Annotated in this window: 16 protein-coding genes and 1 tRNA gene; 6 read left to right on the top strand and 11 right to left on the bottom strand. The window is 36.3% G+C overall.

The features are described 5' to 3' along the window. Positions 1-120 precede the first annotated feature (120 nt). The 3 genes from ACMAYX_RS11310 (at position 121) to ACMAYX_RS11300 (ending at position 3,820) form a co-directional block, all read left to right on the top strand. A complete protein-coding gene (locus ACMAYX_RS11310) occupies positions 121-1,980 on the top strand; it encodes a CheR family methyltransferase (protein WP_412471959.1) in 1,860 nt (619 codons plus the stop codon). A 66-nt stretch (positions 1,981-2,046) separates the two neighbouring features. Further along, positions 2,047-3,141 (top strand): hypothetical protein, encoded by a 1,095-nt coding sequence (locus ACMAYX_RS11305; protein ID WP_412469914.1) that lies wholly within the window; start codon positions 2,047-2,049, stop codon positions 3,139-3,141. 40 nt (positions 3,142-3,181) lie between these two features. Then, positions 3,182-3,820 (top strand): LysE family translocator, encoded by a 639-nt coding sequence (locus tag ACMAYX_RS11300; RefSeq protein ID WP_412471958.1) that lies wholly within the window; start codon positions 3,182-3,184, stop codon positions 3,818-3,820. Here the strand turns inward: ACMAYX_RS11300 and ACMAYX_RS11295 are convergent. The 7 genes from ACMAYX_RS11295 to ACMAYX_RS11265 all read right to left on the bottom strand — a co-directional run bounded on the left by ACMAYX_RS11295 (position 3,817) and on the right by ACMAYX_RS11265 (position 8,483). Next, positions 3,817-4,515 (bottom strand): phosphoribosyltransferase, encoded by a 699-nt coding sequence (locus tag ACMAYX_RS11295; protein WP_103219009.1) that lies wholly within the window; start codon positions 4,513-4,515, stop codon positions 3,817-3,819. The genes ACMAYX_RS11300 and ACMAYX_RS11295 overlap by 4 nt on opposite strands. A gap of 12 nt (positions 4,516-4,527) precedes the next feature. Beyond that, positions 4,528-5,013, bottom strand: a complete 486-nt coding sequence (locus tag ACMAYX_RS11290) for a cyclic nucleotide-binding/CBS domain-containing protein (protein WP_412462965.1) — start codon at positions 5,011-5,013, stop codon at positions 4,528-4,530. 274 nt (positions 5,014-5,287) lie between these two features. Next, a tRNA-Gly gene (locus ACMAYX_RS11285) sits at positions 5,288-5,363 on the bottom strand. Between the two features lie 116 nt (positions 5,364-5,479). Further along, complete coding sequence (locus ACMAYX_RS11280) at positions 5,480-6,334, bottom strand: AraC family transcriptional regulator (protein ID WP_412462964.1); 855 nt, start codon at positions 6,332-6,334, stop codon at positions 5,480-5,482. Between the two features lie 62 nt (positions 6,335-6,396). Next, on the bottom strand, positions 6,397-7,326 hold the full coding sequence (locus tag ACMAYX_RS11275; protein WP_412471957.1) for a KamA family radical SAM protein: 930 nt from the start codon (positions 7,324-7,326) through the stop codon (positions 6,397-6,399). Continuing rightward, on the bottom strand, positions 7,323-7,583 hold the full coding sequence (locus ACMAYX_RS11270; RefSeq protein WP_103216321.1) for a hypothetical protein: 261 nt from the start codon (positions 7,581-7,583) through the stop codon (positions 7,323-7,325). The genes ACMAYX_RS11275 and ACMAYX_RS11270 overlap by 4 nt, the downstream gene beginning before the upstream one ends. 15 nt (positions 7,584-7,598) lie before the next feature. Next, positions 7,599-8,483: an exonuclease domain-containing protein gene (locus ACMAYX_RS11265; protein WP_103216322.1), complete on the bottom strand. Its 885-nt coding sequence runs from the start codon at positions 8,481-8,483 to the stop codon at positions 7,599-7,601. Between the two features lie 142 nt (positions 8,484-8,625). Here ACMAYX_RS11265 and lpdA point away from each other — a divergent pair, with 142 nt between their 5' ends. Then, positions 8,626-10,014 (top strand): dihydrolipoyl dehydrogenase, encoded by a 1,389-nt coding sequence (gene lpdA, locus ACMAYX_RS11260; RefSeq protein WP_103216323.1) that lies wholly within the window; start codon positions 8,626-8,628, stop codon positions 10,012-10,014. Between the two features lie 19 nt (positions 10,015-10,033). Continuing rightward, on the top strand, positions 10,034-11,671 hold the full coding sequence (gene sucB, locus ACMAYX_RS11255) for a 2-oxoglutarate dehydrogenase, E2 component, dihydrolipoamide succinyltransferase (protein ID WP_412471956.1): 1,638 nt from the start codon (positions 10,034-10,036) through the stop codon (positions 11,669-11,671). 48 nt (positions 11,672-11,719) lie between these two features. Here the strand turns inward: sucB and ACMAYX_RS11250 are convergent, their stop codons facing one another. The 3 genes from ACMAYX_RS11250 to ACMAYX_RS11240 form a co-directional block, all read right to left on the bottom strand. Continuing rightward, positions 11,720-12,292 (bottom strand): glutathione S-transferase N-terminal domain-containing protein, encoded by a 573-nt coding sequence (locus ACMAYX_RS11250; protein WP_103216325.1) that lies wholly within the window; start codon positions 12,290-12,292, stop codon positions 11,720-11,722. An 8-nt stretch (positions 12,293-12,300) separates the two neighbouring features. Further along, positions 12,301-12,915, bottom strand: coding sequence for a hypothetical protein (locus ACMAYX_RS11245; protein WP_412469909.1), 615 nt, complete (start codon positions 12,913-12,915; stop codon positions 12,301-12,303). Positions 12,916-13,008: 93 nt separating this feature from the next. Beyond that, a complete protein-coding gene (locus tag ACMAYX_RS11240) occupies positions 13,009-13,740 on the bottom strand; it encodes a class I SAM-dependent methyltransferase (protein ID WP_412470890.1) in 732 nt (243 codons plus the stop codon). A gap of 120 nt (positions 13,741-13,860) precedes the next feature. Here ACMAYX_RS11240 and ACMAYX_RS11235 point away from each other — a divergent pair, with 120 nt between their 5' ends. Continuing rightward, positions 13,861-13,995 (top strand): hypothetical protein, encoded by a 135-nt coding sequence (locus ACMAYX_RS11235; RefSeq protein ID WP_255407605.1) that lies wholly within the window; start codon positions 13,861-13,863, stop codon positions 13,993-13,995. On the opposite strand, the gene ACMAYX_RS11230 is transcribed toward ACMAYX_RS11235, so the two are convergent. Then, on the bottom strand, positions 13,975-14,727 hold the full coding sequence (locus ACMAYX_RS11230) for an endonuclease I family protein (protein ID WP_158246750.1): 753 nt from the start codon (positions 14,725-14,727) through the stop codon (positions 13,975-13,977). The two genes, ACMAYX_RS11235 and ACMAYX_RS11230, sit on opposite strands and share 21 nt — an antisense overlap. Positions 14,728-14,733: the final 6 nt, after the last annotated feature.

Raw genomic sequence — 14,733 nt, 5'->3', positions numbered from 1 at the left:
TTCCGATTACTTTTTATCATTTAACTATCTGAAATTATTGTTAAGAAATTATAACAGTTGACGATAAGTCGAGATATAGATTTTTCATCTATTGGGATTTTTTATATTTCGGAGAACTATGTGAACCAAGCTTTTAAGAAAGGTATTGAGTGGGATATTATCAGTCTTGCTAATTATGTGTCAGAAATTGTTTCAAAAGAAAGTGGCAATATTCTAGGACCGGCACAACAGTCGATGGTAACAAGTCGTCTTAAAAAGAGAATGATGACCTTAGGTTGCTCGACTCCGGAAGATTATTATAGTTATTTAACAAAAAATTATGCAAAAGAATCATCGCATTTAATTTCAATGTTAACGACTCACCATACTTACTTCTTTAGAGAGTTTTCTCACTTTGAATATTTATTAAAGAATCTTGATAGTATTGTTGCGAATGCAAAGAAGCGTGGCGATTCTACGATAAGAATTCTTTCGGCAGCTTGTAGTCGTGGGCAAGAAGTTTACTCACTTGGAATGTTTTTTCATCATCATTTAAAAAACTATCCTGGGATGCGTTTCGAAATAGTTGGAACTGATATTGATCCTGAAAGTGTTAAGATTGCAAAGAATGGTGTTTACCGTTATCGTGAAATAAAATCAATCCCAACTGTATACTTAACTGGTAACTGGATGCGTGGCTCTGGTGAAATTTCAAAATTTGCTAAAGTTAACGCAAATATTAAAGATAACTGTCAGTTTGGTGTTATGAATTTACTTGCACCAGAAAAGTTTCTAGGTAGCAAAAAATTTGATATTATTTTTTGTCGTAACGTTTTCATCTACTTTGATCAAAAATCTATTGAAAATATCGTAATGAATTTCAAAAAATATCTACATAAAGATGCTCTTTTTGTTACTGGAATTAGTGAGTCTTTAAAAGGAACGAGCTTAAAGGTTCAAACACTAGCTCCAAGTGTTTACTGTCTTGATCCTCAAGCTCCTAAGACAGAAAGAAATCTTAGCCTTGTTAAAGATGGCGTAGCGCCACTTTCAAGACCTGCGATTAGACCAATTTCGAGTCTTCCTTCAATTCCTAAGCCTATTCGTATGCTAATAGTTGATGATAGTTCTTCTGTTGTAAAACTACTAACTAAGATATTTGAAAAAGATGAGGACTTCGAAGTTGTTGGAAGTGCGGCCAATGGTGTTGAGGCCCAGGAGTTCCTAAAAACTAATAGAGTCGATGCGATGACTCTTGATATTCATATGCCAGAAATGGATGGAGTTGAGTATCTGAAAAAGAATTATCGTATGGGACATCCAAATGTAATTGTCGTATCAAGTGCTAGCCGTGAGGATACACGTTATGCTCAAGAAACTCTTAATAATGGAGCATGTGACTTTGTTGAAAAACCAGCTCTAAATAACTTAACTGAAAGAGCAGAAGAGATTAAGAATAAGGTGAAAATGTCTTTCTTAAATGCAGGACCTGCTGTTACAAAAATTGATCGCTCATTCCAGAAAAGTTTTGATATCAAGAATCCAGATACAAAGGCACGTTTCTTTGTTGGAAGCTTTAGTGATAAAAAGAAAATCGTTGCAACACTTGATGAGTTAAGAGGTAACCAACCTCCGACATTCTTATTCTTTGAAGGGAACGGAAACTTCCTTGAGATGATTAGTGAGGAATTTAAGTCTGTTCCAAATATCGAAGTTTTCTCTCAAATGACAACTATTGTGAATAATGCTGTCTATATTTGTGATTTCAAGTCTCATTTTGCTTCTGTAAACGCGAAAACTTCTTCACGAAAGAAGAGCTTATCAGTTTTTGGAATTGTATCAAAACAAGTTGAAAACTCATTTTTTGATTTAAAGAATACTCAAATCCTGATCGAAGATACTGAAAGTATCAATGCTAGTGTTAAGGAAGTAGCTTCAGATATCTTTCCATGGACTAGTTTTGCTCACTTAGGCACAGAATATCTTGCTGATGATGAATAGTTAATAATGTTTACTATTCTATTGTAATATTGTTTAATCTCTTCTGAATAAGATTCGGGAGAGATTATGCAAAGTCATACAAAATTATTTTGGAAAATTCGTCTACAAACTATTCTTTGGCTTGTACTAATCCTCGGCTTTATTTCAAGTCTTCCAGTTATTCTTAATTGGCCTACAATGTATATTTATATATTAATTGCTAGTGTGTTAACTGCAATTCCTCTTGGTTGGCTTCTTACTAAAATTTGTCATTCTCATTCAGTGAAAACAAACTGGATACGTTGTAGTGTTGGCCTGTTTTTCTTTGCTACAGGAGTAGCGTCGTTACCTATTTATTATTCGATTGTTATAACAGAAACAAATCCAGCTCTTCAGCCTCAAGCTGTTTTAGTCAATGGTGATAAAACTGTTACATTTCAAGGAATGCAACATATTGGATCTGAAAACTTCTATAAATCTGTAATTTATGATGTTGAAGAAGCACTTTCAAATGGATTTGTAATTTACTACGAAGGTGTTCAAACAAACTCACCAGAGTCGAAAGATTTTTTTGAAAAATTAACTGCTGGTATTACTGGCGGTCAAAAACATTTAGATGAGACTTATTCTGCAATTGGAAAGGCATGTGGTCTTAAGTTTCAACTTGATTATTTTGGTTTACTTGAAGCTGATAAAAAAGAACATCCAGAAAGGCATGTCATTGCAGATGTGGATGCTCTTGAATTGAAGGGTGAATTTGAGCGTCTAATGAAGACTGATGTAAAATTTGCTAAGGCCAATAAAAACTTTTTCGATGTAGCTGAACAGGATAGTAGTGCAGATCCAAGTGCTGCACTTGTATCGTTTTTAAAATCAGGTAGTGAAGGTCAAAAAAAGTTAGCGGGGATTGTTTGTCGAGGCTTTATGTCTAAGAAGATTGGTCAGTCAGATGGTGGAAAAGTCGCTAATATTGAGCCAGTTATTTTAGATTATAGAAATCGTGAACTTGCTAAAAGAATCACGAATGATACAAATAAGAAGATTTTCATTACTTATGGAGCGAAGCATTTTTCAGGAGTTTTTGAACTTTTAAAAGAAAACGATCCAAAATGGGAAGTACGTTCAGTAAAATGGATGAGAGCTATAGAATCACCTAAAAAGGAATATGAGGCAAAACTATAAGCTATTGACGCAAATTCTTTATCGAATGTAGTATGTCTACATGGAGAATTCTTTTAGCGCTTTCTTATTCTTATGTTTCATCTTAACCATTACTCCTGGTTCAGATACAGCGTTAGTTTTGAAAAGTTCAATTAGTGGTAATCGTAAGAATATATTGGCCACTATTTTTGGAATTTGTTCAGGACTTTTTATTCACGCTGTGATGTCATCACTTGGGCTCTCTGCAATCTTGCAACAATCTGGCGAATTATTTCATTTTATTAAAATGATTGGAGCAGCATATCTCATATACTTAGGTGTACGAGCATTGTATGAGACATGGTTTACTGGCAGTAAATCAAGTTTAGTATTTGTCGCTAGTAATGAGAGAAGGCAGGTCTCTGTCTTGAGTGAGTTTCGCAAAGGACTTTTAACAAATATCTTGAACCCAAAAGTTGCAATTTTCTACTTAACTTTTCTCCCTCAATTTATTGATATCAACTCGAATCCTCTTGCGCAGTCGATAGGCCTATCATTAGTTCATATAACTCTTAATCTAATCTGGCTTTTCTTATTTGGAAGCTTTATTACTTTCTTTAAGGCACAGTTTGAAAAGGGAAGAACTAAGCGTGTTGTTGAAACACTTAGTGGTTCAGCATTCTTATTCTTTGGTCTCGCTCTAGCAAAAAGTAAAGATTAGCCCTTGGATTTTCTGAACATTCTATCTTGTTCTTGTGCTAGTATTTTTCCTTGATATGTTTCATAGGCTTCTTTTAATAGTTCTCCTGCTCTTGTATTAGAAACTGGTAGAAACTCTAGATAGCACTCACCAACGGAGAGAAAGTTGTGTGGAGTTTCAAGTACAAGAATATCATCTACCAGATTTATAATCTCACTCCAAGATTCTCTAGAACATACAGGTGTTACAACTTCAATTTTATTTGGTGTTTGCTGTTTGATTAATTTGATTGCGGCCTTCACTGTTGCACCTGTTGCGATCCCGTCATCAACAATCAGAATATCTCGACCTGCTAAATTAATTGGCTCTCTCCTTCTTCGTAAAATTTTCGCCTGCTCCAGGGCCTCTCGTCTCTTTTCATTTGTTAATCGACGTAATTGAAGTTCATTAACTCCGAAGTGACTTATTAAATCTCTATTATAGTATGTGTCTCCAGTTTCGGTGACAGCGCCAATAGCTAATTCACTGTTTCTAGGTGCACCAATCTTTTTTACACAAAATACATCAAGAGGAAGACGGTGCCTCATTGCTATTTCGTAGGCTACAGGAACACCTCCTCTAGGAAGAGCAATAACTACAGCGTTATTTTTTTCGCGTATCTTATCCTTGAATTCCTCGGCCAATAATGCACCGGCTTCCTTTCGATTTTTAAACATCTTCGCTTCCTATTACGCAATTTTAACTTGTCGTGTTTCGTCAATTGGACATTGAATAGCGGATTCTTTTTCTATCTCTAATTTAACAATTTGTGAAAGGTCATGGATTTCATTACCAAGTCTTTGAATAATATCGTCCGAAGAAATGATTCCTACTATTTGATCTCTACTGTTTACAACTGGTATGCGTTTAATACCATTGGCCTGCATCTTTTTTATTGTATCGACAATACTATCCTTCGGTGTGCACAGAACTACATTCTGAGTCATGATCTCACTTACTTTAGAATAAGGTTCAATCTTTCCTTCTTTTCCAAAAGATATGGCAATATCTCTGTCTGTTAAAATTCCAACGGGAGTATTTTTCTTTCCTGTTATATTATCCACAACGATGATGGCCCCAACGTGCTTTTCATACATCTGTTTGGCCGCATCTTTTAAAGTTGCATTTGAATTTATGATAACAACATCTTTTTGAATGATATCTTTAATCGCCATTATTTATCTCCTGATAAGCTTTTCTTTCAAGTTGATTATAAGAGGAGTTATCAGTAGATAAGATTTAATTATTTTTAAAGAAAGGTTTTGATTAATTTTCGCTTATCGTTCACGAAGCAAGCGTCAGCGCTAGCGTATCGTATAAAAATGAAAATATCTTATTTATTAAAAGAATGGAGCGCGTGATACTGAATGTGCAAGCATTCAGCAAGATTAGCAAGCGTCAGCGCTAGCGTATCGTATAAAAATGAAAATATCTTATTTATTAAAAGAATGGAGCGCGTGACAAGATTCGAACTTGCGACATCCACCATGGCAAGGTGACACTCTACCAACTGAGTTACACGCGCTTATTTGAGTGAGATGAAATATATTGCTGAGAGAAAAAGTTGTCAATAGGTACAGAATATTTTTTTTCAATAAAGTATTAACTACTTAATTTTACAAATATATTCTGCACCTTAGTTTAAATTAAAGGTAAATAAATATCTGTGATCAGTTCATTTTCAGGAACCTCTGGAAAGAAGTTATGATAATGAAAGAAAAGTGGAAAATCTCGAAGCTCCTCGCCACTTGTCGGAAGCCATTTTCCATATAATTCGTAGATCTTACCCTCAATATTATCAGGTGAACCAAAGTGGCGTGCAACAGCACATCGCCCAGCTGGAATCGTTTTTTCGATAACTCCATCTTTATTTTGTTTTAAGTCTTCAAATAGTTCACCACAAATATCAAAGGCAAAATCCTCTGGTTTTGTATTATTTGGATCGTTGTAGACGATACCAAATGTGCGTGCTTTGTTTATTGGTGATTGCTTACTTTGAATTCGCCAATTTTTAAACTTTTCAACTGAGTTGTTAAGAGTTGTGGGTGAAGCTCTATGTTCAAGAACGGCCACCTTCATTTCTTCTAAGTTTATTATTTTTATTTCCATGTGATTATCTCCTGTAGGAATTATGAATTGATATTTCTCATGCCACTTTTCCCAGTTAGGTGCACTTCTAAATTGAGAAGGAGTAACATTAAAAACTTTTTTAAAAGAACGAGAAAATGCCTCAGGACTATCGAAATTAGCATCAAATGCGATATCGATAATCTTCATTTCTTTGTTGAAGACAAGTTGATACGAGGCCCTCTTTAATCGTGTTAATTGAATAAAGCTGTATAGACTAATATTAAGTTTTGCCGTGAAGACACGGTGAAAGTGATACTTAGATAAACCTGATACTTCTGATAGTTTTTCAAGGTTAAGATCTTCATTAATATTATCAGCTATATATTTACAGATAAGAGCTATTCTATCGTTATATTCATTACTCATAAAACTATGATAGCGTACTTTAATTTTGGAAACTTGATTAATCTTGCTCTTTAAGAATTTCTTTATAGATTTCTTTTTCCCGAGCCATCAGGTGAATCGAGAATATATTGAGGTAGAAGCCACCCTGGGACTTGGCGGCGAAGCTTACGATAGATTTCTCGCCCTTCATCTTGTGTGAGGTAGAAGTGCATGGCACCTTTTGCTTGGTCAGGGTGGTGGAGGTAGTAGGGCCTAACTCCTAAATCATGAAGTTTATAAATAAGCTTTTCTAAGTCTTCGACTTTATCATTCACGTCTTTTAGAAGCACAGATTGCGAGAGTAGTGGAAAGTATTTTCCAAGTTTTGCAAGACAATCACGCACATCGCTTGTGATCTCATCGGCGTGATTTATGTGAATAACAATATTGATACCGTTGAATACTTGCTTGAACTTGTTAAGAACTTCGATCACTTCATTACCAATATAATTTGGAAGGGAAGCGGGAGTTCTGGTATGAAAACGAATGAATTTAATATGTTCTAATTTGCTAAATTCATTTAGGTAGAAATCGATTTTTGCAGCTGAAAGCATAAAAGGATCGCCACCTGAAAAGATAATTTCATTAATCTCAGTATGGGCCTTGAGGTAAGTTATAACTTTTTCAAAATCGGCCTTAAAAATTTCATGCTTTCCACTTAATTCATTCTTTCTGAAACAATAGCGACAAATTACCGGACAAATAGTTGTCGGAGTAAAAAGGGCGCGATTATCGTAGCGATGGATTAGTTGTGGAGCGACGTATTTTTGTTGATCACCGATTGGGTCATCAAATCCATCCTGATGAAGTTCTTGATTAGAAGGAAGAAATTGTTTGGCATGAATGCCATCAAATCCTTCTTTTTCAATTAGCTCATTTATATGATTGGGGATAAAAACTTCGTAGCGAGATGGTTCTAAATTAAGACCAAAGCGAGCATTGACTTCATCTGTGCTTCGCAGTCCTTTTCTCATTCTTCGCTATTATCTTTTTTGTTTTGTTCTTCGTATTTTTTAATGTCATTTAGGTGATGCCACTTGGCCCAATAGGCACATCCACGAATAAGAAGGGCCCCGTAAAGAGCAATTCCTGTAAAGTGAAGCATTACACTTACTGTAGAGAGCACACCTGTGTTTTGAAGTAACCAGTAGATCCAATAGAGTAGAGCGATGTGAATGATGAAGATCACGACAAATTGGATTTTATATGAGATTGATTTTCCTGCTAGCATGGCGTCTTTATATAACTACTTTGAGTCATTTTCAACATGCTCACGGATTTCTTGGATCTTTTTAATGGCAAAAGATTTGTAGATATCTGTAAGTAGGCAGTGAGCGTAGAGAACATCGCCGGCAGGCATTGGTAAAAGAGCAACAGGTTTTATTGGTCTAAATTTACCTTTGTATGTTCCACCCTTGTATTTGATATCAATGACTTCTTGTTTAGCGATATGTGCTTGAAGTTTTTGAATCGTTTCAGGGGCTTCTGCGATATTGGCCTTTCTAAAGTCTTGGATATTTAGAATTTCACCTTCTTTAAGTTGGCGATTAGACTTCACTTCATCCAGGGTTTTAGCAAAAACACGAAGACAGGCAATTGTATCATCAAGTGCACGGTGATGATTTTCAAGAGGAATATCAAAGTGTTTACACAATGAACTTAGTTTATGGTTCTCACTTCCTTTCACATATTTTCGAGAAAGTTTGCATGAGCAATAAACCTTAGCTTTATGTAATTCCATCTTAAGTTGGTGCATCGCAAAGACGATAAAGCCTATATCAAATTTTGCATTATGGGCCACAAGAGTGTGAGTTCCACTGAACTCAAGAAATTTTGGTAAGACCTCTTCAATTGAAGGAGAATCTTTGACCATCTCATCTGTGATACCATGGATTTTTGTTGTGAATTCAGGGATTGGATTTTTAGGTTTTACTAGGGACTCAAAAGTTTCTATTTTGTTCCCGATGACTTTAATAGCCGCAATTTCAATGATTTCGTCAACTAAAGGGGAAAGTCCTGAGGTCTCTAGATCGAGTGCTATAAGGCCTTCTGGGAAATACTTATTGATATTTTTAATTTCGCTCTGTGTAAAATTAATGATAATCCCTTTAAGTTGGCTTATAGAGGGCAATTACAACGATTTGTAAATATTAACGAATCGTAGCAATGTGTCATGCCAATTTTAAATAATTTTAGTACGTTGAAGAACCTTAAATCTTAACTTTTATTACTGATTATGGGCCTTATGGTCAATAGTTTGAGGAAATATTTTTATGAAGAAATTTGATGTTATTGTTATTGGTTCTGGGCCAGGTGGATATGTCGCCGCTATTCGTGCTGCCCAACTTGGAAAAAAGACTGCGATCGTTGAAAGTAAAGAATTAGGCGGTGTTTGTCTTAACCGTGGATGTATTCCAACAAAAGCGGTTCTTAAAGCAGCTCACAGTGTACACGAGCTTGCTGATATGAAAGATCTTGGTATTGATGTTGAACTTAAAGGTTTAAACGGTGGCCAAGCTGTTAAGCGTGCAAAGGGAATCTCTGCAAAGATTTCTGGTGGTGTTGCTTACCTAATGAAGAAAAATAAAATTGAAGTTTTTGAAGGTTATGGAAAGCTTCGTACAAATACTCAAGTTGAAATTACTTCATCTCGTGGTCACACTGAAACAATTGAAGGAACAAATATCATCCTTGCAACTGGTGCTCACTACCGCTCATTTCCTGGACTTGAGCACGATGGAAAAAGACTGATTGGTGCTTGGGAAGCAATTAAAATGGAAGAGCTTCCAAAGTCAATTGGGATCATCGGAGCTGGTGCTATCGGTGTTGAGTTTGCTTACTTCTGGAATGCATTTGGTGTTGATGTTCATATCTTTGAACTTCAAAAGAATCTTCTGCCAATCGAAGATGAAGAATCTTCAAAAGTAGTTGAGAAAGCATATAAGAAATACGGAATTAAAATGTCTCTTGGTGTTGAAAAAGTTTCAGCTAAGAACAATGGTAATGACGTAACAATCACTGAAGTAAAAGGTGGTAAGACTGTTGAGCATAAATTTGACATGGGTCTAATCGCTGTTGGTATGACAGGAAATATCGATGGTATCGGACTTGAGACTGTTGGTGTTCAAACTGATCGTGGGTTTGTTGTAGTTAATAATACTTACCAAACAAACGTACCAAATATTTACGCAATCGGTGACCTTGCTGGTCCACCTCTTTTAGCACACGCAGCTTCTCACGAAGGTATTATTGCTGCTGAAGCGATTGCTGGTCTTCACCCACATCCACTAGATAAGATGAATGTTGCTGGTTGTACTTACTGTCAGCCACAAGTTGCATCTGTTGGTTACACAGAAAGAGCTCTTAAAGAACAAGGTATTAAATACTCAGTAGGTAAGGTTCCATTTACTGCAAATGGTAAGGCCATGGCATCTAACGAAACAGAAGGGTTTGTTAAAACTCTTATGGGTGAAGATGGAGAAATGCTTGGTGCACACATTGTTGGTACTCATGCAACTGAACTAATTCACGAGTATGTACTGTTCAGACAAATGGAAGGTGTTGATGAAGAAATGTTCGCAACGATTCACCCACACCCAACTTTAGGAGAATTCCTGGCTGAATCTGTGTTAAACGCTAAAGGTAGATCAATCAATTTTTAATTATATATAAGGACTGAATATGAAAAATGATATCGTAATGCCACAAATGGGTGAGTCTATTACAAACGGAACGATTACAAAGTGGCACAAGCAAGTTGGTGACACAATTGAAATCGATGAAATCCTATTAGAGATCTCGACTGATAAAGTTGAATCGGAAATTCCATCTCCATTCTCTGGAAAGATCGTTGAGATTCTTTTTGAAGAAGGTGAGACAATTGATGTTGGTGTAAAAATCGCAGCAATTGATGATGATGCAAATGCAGCTGTTTCAGCAGCACCTGCTGCGGCGGCTCCGGCTCCTGCAGCTCCAGCAGCAACTCCTGCTCCTGCGGCAGCGACTTCTTCTTCAGATACTCTTGAAGACGTTGTTATGCCACAAATGGGAGAGTCAATTACTAACGGTACAATCACAAAGTGGCACAAGCAGCCAGGTGATATGATTGAAATCGATGAAATCCTTCTTGAGATTTCAACTGATAAAGTTGAATCAGAAATTCCATCACCATATGCAGGTCGTGTTGAACAAATTCTTTTTGAAGAAGGTGAGACAATTGATGTTGGTATTAAAATCGCAGCAATTGAAACTGATACTTCAAAAGCATTTGGTGCAGCGGCAGCTCCGGCTGCGGCAGTGGCAAGTACTCCAGCAGCACCAGCGGCAGTTGCAGCAGCTCCAGTAGTGGCAGCTTCTGTTCCAGCAGGACGTCGTTTCTACACTCCTCTTGTAAGAACTCTAGCAGCTAAGCATGGTGTTGATGTTAATGAATTAGCACACCTTAAAGGAAGTGGAGCAGGCGGACGTGTAAACAAAGCTGACTTCATGAATTTCCTAAATAATAGAGGAGCAGCTCCTGCAGCAACAACTTCAGCTCCTGCGGCGGCTCCTGCTCCAGTAGCAGCGGCACCTGCACCTAAGGCAGCAGCACCAGCTTCTGTTCCAACTGCAACAAGCGGACGTGTTGAAGTTATTCCAATGGATAATATGAGAAAAGCAATCGCTAAGAATATGGTTGCTTCTAAAATGACTTCACCACACGTTAACTCGATTGATGAAGTTGATATGACAAACCTATTTAAATTTAGAGAATCGTTCAAGAAACAATTCCAAAAAGAAGAAGGTTTCTCTCTAACTTATACTCACTTTATTCTTTATGCTCTAGTGCAAGCGCTTAAAGAGTTCCCAACGGTTAATGCTTCAATTGATGGTGACAATATCATCATGAAAAAAGACATCAACCTTGGTTGTGCTGTAGCTGTTCCTGGTAACGGACTTGTTGTTCCTGTAATCAAAGGTGCAGATAACCTAAATATTAGAGGTATCGCTAGAAAGCTAGACGAGCTTGTTCAAAAGGCAAGAGCGAAGAAGCTTACTATGGATGATATGTCAGGTGGAACTTATACTTTCACAAATAATGGATCTTTCGGAATCCTTATTGCAACACCTGTTATCCTTCAACCACAACTTGGTATCTTCTGTGTTGGTACAATGAAGAAGCGTCCAATTGTTACTGAAGATGACTCAATTGCAATTCGTCAGATGATGTATGCAACTCATACATATGATCACAGACTGATTGATGGTGAAGTAGGATCGAAATTCCTAAGACACGTAATCAACACTCTTCAGACAACTGATTGGGCGGGATTATTTTAGTAAATTTAAAAAATCAAAATAGAAAAGGCTACCGATGGTAGCCTTTTTTTATATTCTTGGTGCTGATTTTTGGTAACGTTCTCTATCTTTAAGACTTTCATAGAAGTTTTCTAAGGCGAGATGACCTTTCTTCCAGTTAAAAACATCTCGAAATGTCAGCCAATCAAGAACGCAAAGTAGCCAGTCTTTTTCCAGCTGATGAAGTCCACCTTTATCAACTTTCTTTTCAAGTGAGTCTAGAATACTCTGCACTCTTTCGTACTGAACTTTAGAGAATTTAGACTCCCATTTTGTATCACATTCCCAGAGTTTTTGTTGAAACAGAATGATACATGAATCACAAAGTTCATCGATTAAACGAAGCGCTAATTTTGTATGTACATCTAATTGCTTTCCTTGTTTTTCGAGTAAGTATTCACAAATGATAGTTGAATCAAAGATTGATCCATCTTCTGTTTCTAGAATTGGGATTCTTCTTGCAGCATTATATTCACCAATTTTCTTTGCACCATCTGGAGTAAGTGATCTCACTTGTTCAAGTTCATAAGGAATTCCAAGTTCTTCGAGTACGAGAATGACTTTTCTAACAAATGGTGATGTCGTTGATCCAATTAGTTTCATACAGGCCCCTAGTTCAAATCATTATTGATTTTAATTTCTGGTTTATCTGTCTTGATTGTAACGTTAAATTGGCATTGATAGATATCTTTTTTCTTATTCTTTTCTAAGTAGCAATTTAAGTGTTTACCTTTCCTCACTTCGTAATTCTTGGCCCCTATTGTGTGATAGTCATCAGCAATTAAGTCGAGTTTTTGCCAAAATCTTTGGGCCAGGTTTCCATCAAACTTTATCTTTAATGTATTATTTTCAAAGCGAATCTTTGCCTTCCCATTTGTCCTCGATGTTTCTAAAAATTCACTGATAGCTCCTTTTCCAAAATCGGTATCACTATTATATGAAGATAATTCTCCTTCTCCTTTTCCATTTAGATAGAGATGACAGTGAAATTTATGACTTGGTTCGCGCACGCAAAAAAAGTATTTGTGGTAGCGAAAGACGAGGCCATGGACGAGGTCAGCGTAGGTATTTTTAACAGGAAGACCTAAAAAAATTTCTCTTGCATACTTTGAGTCAACGACAGAGAACTCATTTACGTGGCTTGAGATTGCGATACCTGAGATTTCGGTAGCGAATGTTTTAAAGGTTAGAATAAGGGCAAACGATATCAGTAGGAGCTTCTTCATAACTATGAACTATAGAATTCATCGAGATTGAAGTAAAACAAGTTCACAAAAGATTAACAAAGAAAACAATAGGCCAACAAACTAAATCACTAACTACTTAGAAATAGTAATAAGGCTTCGATACATCTTATTGGCCTTGTGGGACTCTACATTCTTGCTAATCTCATTATACTTAGTACGATATAAATTTGAATTTCCTTCAGCAGTAAAATCTGATTCAAGTTTCTCAAGAAGTTCCTTGGCCTTATTATTAAAAATGAGGTCATCTTGAGTGAAGTCTTGAATTTCAAATTTATCTTTATACTTATTTGTAATGGCCTTACCAAGTCGTGTTTTGTGAAATGGTCGCTCTGATGTATAGGTGAGGACAAACTTTCCTTTTGGTTTTAAGCTATCCATAATCTTGTTTAAAGTACGGTAGAGGTCATTGAGCATATAGAAACCATCTAGCGAGATAACAAGATCAAATTCATTCTCTCCGAGCCATGTTGTTTCATAATTTGCTTCTTTATAATCATGATCACTTTCGACGAGATCAAATCCTTTTGCCTTAAGTTTGTATTTCTTTGCAAAGTAAGCCGTTAATTGTCCTGTTCCACAACCGATATCAAGAACTTTTTGATGGGGCTTAAAGTGAGAAGTTAGAGCAGAGAATTGCTTCTTTGATAGGTTATTTTGCATGAAGCATTCAATTCCATGCATCTCTTTACAATAAGTTAGATATGATTGTGATTCTTTTGCAAAACGGTAGTAATTCGTGAAGGCACGTTTAGCTTTGGCGTTGAATCCCTTTTGTGTAAGTAATTTTCTAATAAATTGAAACATAGTTTTTTATACTCCTATTTTCTTTAAAATTCTATCTTCATGAAATCTTAATCAATTAGAATTTGTGAGAACTTTAAATCAGTGTTTAAAATAGACTAAGAAGCCAAATAGGAGGTTCCTATGATTAAGTTTTTAGTATTTTTAGGATTACTTGTGACTTTAGCGAATGCTGCGGTAACGACGGTCTTTATTGACGGCCTCAATATTAAAGGCCGCCAAAAAGTTGAAAATATATTAGAAGTCTTTGATATCTGAAACTAGCTCAGGGAAGTCGATATAAGGATTTCTATTTCCTTGAATCTCTTCAATCTTGTTATTTCTTTCGATTTCATCGCTGTCCACTGGATCTTCTGCGTGCCATCTTCTTAGGTATTTTTCCATTCTACTATTAATCTTCGCTCCATAGCGAGTTGCAAAGTAGAACATTGCTCGAGCAACATTGCCCTTGTGCTCTGTTGGTGGTTCAAAATAATGTCCATCAGAATGAGAAGCAAAACAATCTCTCGTTGCAGCTTTTCCACCTTTTAGGTCAGCAAAGTCATTTGAGCTACGAACGCTATTGGCCTTAGAGTCAGTTGGGAATAAATGGTGAAGGTCACCTTTTTGAAGTTGTGAACTAAATCCGCCTGTGAATTTTGACTGAGGCCATGTGTGCTCACAGTTAACAATTTGATGATTAGGGATTTTCCCATCTCCAATTGGTCCGATATTAGGAGTACTTCCATTGAAAACTTTATTGCAGTAAACACCTTTTACATAAGGTTGGTTACTTTCATCATATTTTAAATGTAATTCGTTAAAAAGGTAGCGCTTAGCTTGAGAGTAGGAATTTTTTTTGTGATTTTGGCTGATAATTCTTTGTAATTCTGTTCTTAGGTTTTCATCTTGTAAAAGGTCATTTGCGACTTCTGCTTTAAATGATTCCGGATAATAGCCGGCAGTGGTCGTTAGTGCCAATAAGGCTGCTACTAAGAGTTTTAATTTCAAAATCTA

It is taken from the genome of Halobacteriovorax sp. RT-2-3 (genome assembly GCF_047085075.1).
In the GTDB taxonomy this organism is placed as follows: Bacteria; Bdellovibrionota; Bacteriovoracia; order Bacteriovoracales; family Bacteriovoracaceae; genus Halobacteriovorax_A.
The sequence above is the reverse complement of the archived record's forward strand: the minus strand, read 5'-3'. Positions and strand labels throughout refer to the sequence as shown.